This window comes from Rhodococcus sp. ENV425 (genome assembly GCF_002887785.1).
Taxonomy (GTDB): Bacteria; Actinomycetota; Actinomycetes; order Mycobacteriales; family Mycobacteriaceae; genus Rhodococcus; species Rhodococcus aetherivorans.
Window position 1 is genome coordinate 11,588 of sequence record NZ_PCZU01000273.1, and the last position, 329, is coordinate 11,916.

Genomic DNA, 329 nt, shown 5'->3' on the forward strand with positions numbered 1-329 from the left:
TCGCCGACCGCGGCGACATGCTCGAATTTCTTCGCACCCGGCTCGCCCCAGCCCCCGAGCACACCGCCGGTGACACACTCATGCGGTCTGCGGTGGCTCCGTCGCAGCAGCTGCTGAAGGTGGCCGCCGCCGAGGTGCGCGACCGGCCGCAGTTCCATCTGCTCGGCAACCAACAGTTGGCCGTGGCCCTGGTACTGCACGAGGTCGAAATTTCTCGTGCCGCGGACCGCAAGCGCGTTGTCATCGTCACCGGGGGACCCGGTAGCGGCAAGAGTGTGATCGCACTGTCTCTGCTCGGTGAGCTGGCCCGCCGTGGCCGCACCGTCCTG

At 68.4% G+C, this 329-nt stretch carries 1 protein-coding gene; it reads left to right on the top strand.

The window, feature by feature from the left end; genetic code table 11:
* Positions 1–17: 17 nt before the first annotated feature.
* A partial coding sequence (locus tag CQZ88_RS31920) for a DNA/RNA helicase domain-containing protein (RefSeq protein WP_374703841.1) occupies positions 18–329 on the top strand: 312 nt, incomplete at its 3' end.